This is a genomic window from Corynebacterium sp. (assembly GCF_030535495.1).
GTDB lineage: Bacteria > Actinomycetota > Actinomycetes > Mycobacteriales > Mycobacteriaceae > Corynebacterium.
Window position 1 is genome coordinate 1 of the sequence record NZ_JAUNRW010000179.1, and the last position, 2,092, is coordinate 2,092.

At 64.7% G+C, this 2,092-nt stretch carries 2 protein-coding genes; one reads left to right on the top strand and one right to left on the bottom strand.

What is annotated here, in order from left to right; genetic code table 11:
* Positions 1-151 precede the first annotated feature (151 nt).
* On the bottom strand, positions 152-1,162 hold the full coding sequence (locus Q4F73_RS12330) for an App1 family protein (protein WP_303359633.1): 1,011 nt from the start codon (positions 1,160-1,162) through the stop codon (positions 152-154).
* A gap of 189 nt (positions 1,163-1,351) precedes the next feature.
* Between Q4F73_RS12330 and Q4F73_RS12335 the strand changes: the two genes are divergently transcribed.
* Positions 1,352-2,014 carry a DUF1801 domain-containing protein gene (locus Q4F73_RS12335; protein ID WP_303359634.1) on the top strand — a complete coding sequence of 221 codons (663 nt, stop codon included), beginning with the start codon at positions 1,352-1,354 and terminating at the stop codon, positions 2,012-2,014.
* Positions 2,015-2,092: the final 78 nt, after the last annotated feature.

The following is a 2,092-nucleotide window of genomic DNA, read 5'->3' on the forward strand; positions in this document are numbered from 1 at the left end:
TTCCCTGCTCACGATAATGCCCAAAGGTCATATGTCGATTCTGGAGAGGAAAATCGACATATCCGCCTGACATGTCGATCCGGTGTACATATCGGGTCCGGTCGCCCGGAACCTGGCGGCCATGGGCCTGGCACGTGGCGTCGATAAGCACTTAGTCCAGGAACGGTTCCCGGCGGTACTCCGCGAGCAGCTCGTGACCATCCTCGCCGAGGATGGTGCGCACGCCGTAGGCCTCCTCGCGGCGGGCCTGCGCGAGGGGCGCGGCGGTGCCGTGGGACAGGACATGCTCCTGGGGGCTGAGCTGGCGGATCGCCATGCCGACGACGCGGTCGGGGTGCTCGAAGATGAAGTCGCCGTAGGTGAGGGGGTCGTGCTGGCCGTCATCGCCCACGAGGATCCATTTGATCTCCGGGTACTCGATGATGAGGTTTCGCAGCTGGACCTTCTTGTGCTCGACTCCGCTGCGGAACAGGCCGGTCGGCGTCGGGCCCCAGTCGGTGAGCATGAGCGGGCCCTTCGGGAAACCGTGGTTGTCCAGGAAGTTGACCAGGGTATCGAAGGTGTTCCACGCGCCCGTGGAGAGATAGAAGACGGGGGTCTCGGGGTGGTCGCGCAGCAATTCGGCATAGAATTCGGACATGCCGTCGACAGGCTGGCGGGTGTTGGTCTTTTTCACCCAGGAGTTCCAGGCGGCGAGCATGGCGCGGGGTAGCCACGTGACCAGGACGGTGTCGTCGATGTCGGAGACCATGCCGTACCTGGCGCTCGGGTCGACGATGTGGACCTGCGCGGTAACCGGCTCCGCACCCTCGGCCTCGATGGTCGCCTCGTGCCAGCCGGGGCCCAGACCGTGATCGGAGACGAGGATGTCGACGTAACCCTGCTCGTTGGAGCGTGACTCGATCGTCTGCGAACCGAAATGCACCGTGACGGGGACGTCGTCGAGTGCCCAGGTGATGAACTGGCGCCACCCGCGCTTGACATCGGTGGACGGCGGTTCCGGATCCTCCAGGCTGATGCGCCCGAGGACGTGGACCCGCTTCTCGCTGCCGTAACCGTAGAAACCGGTGATGGCCGGACTCCAGCCCTTCGCTTGCTTACGACGCACGCCCAGGTCGTTGATTCGGCCTTCCACTGTGCGAGCGATGTCTGCGATTCCCATGCACTGAATCGTACGTGAATTCAGTGTCTGCCCGATCGACTATCGCGTGTGATCCAGCTGCACTCAGTGAAGGGGCGGGCAAGCATCTTCCGAATCGGCGGGCCCCGTTTCGTGGGCGGTGAGGTGTGAGGGGGGACGTCGATAAGAATAGGAATTCATCAGCACCACAAAAGCTCTAGGATTGCGGCCATGAGCACCTCCTTCGAACAGATCCCCGGCGTCGGACGCCCCGCCCGCGACGCTCTCACCGCCGCCGGCTTCGCGGATCTGGAATCACTGGACAAGCAGGAATGGGACGAGCTGCTGGCGCTGCACGGCGTGGGCAAGCGCGGCCTCGAGCGTCTGCAGGCGGCACTGCAGGAACGCGGGCTGAGCATGGCGAATGCGCCGGAGCGGGAGAAACGCGAGGCCGAGTGGACGCGCGGCAACACCGGTGAGAACGCGCCCGATCTCAAGACCGCGCAGACGTCCCAGGCACCCGCCGACTACATGGACACCCTCGACGGGCGCCGCCGGGAGCACGGGCACCTGCTGCTGGAGATCTTCACTCGCGCCACGGGGGAGGAACCCGTGATGTGGGGACCGAGCATGGTCGGCTACGGGCAGACCCACTACAAGTACGCCACCGGCCGCGAGGGCGACACCTTTCACGTCGGCTTCAGCCCGCGCAAGGCGAAGCTCTCGCTCTACGGGCTGCAGGGGCTGCCGCGTTCCGAGGAACTGCTGGCCAAGCTGGGCAAACACCAGACGGCCGTGTCGTGCGTGTACGTGAACAAGCCGGAGGACATCAACCTTGAGGTGCTGGAGGAGCTGGTGCGCCACGCCTGGGAGACGGACCCGGGCGAGTGCTAGAACAACTCCCAAACAACTCTCAACAACTAATAACGCGGCCCTGAACAGGGGAAACCCGGGTTTGGCAGGTCGGCGGGC

Bases quoted from the DNA above. Each gene is read 5' to 3' on its own strand.
- Q4F73_RS12330 (WP_303359633.1), bottom strand. From the start codon at position 1,162: ATGGGAATCGCAGACATCGCTCGCACAGTGGAAGGCCGAATCAACGAC.
- Q4F73_RS12335 (WP_303359634.1), top strand. From the start codon at position 1,352: ATGAGCACCTCCTTCGAACAGATCCCCGGCGTCGGACGCCCCGCCCGC.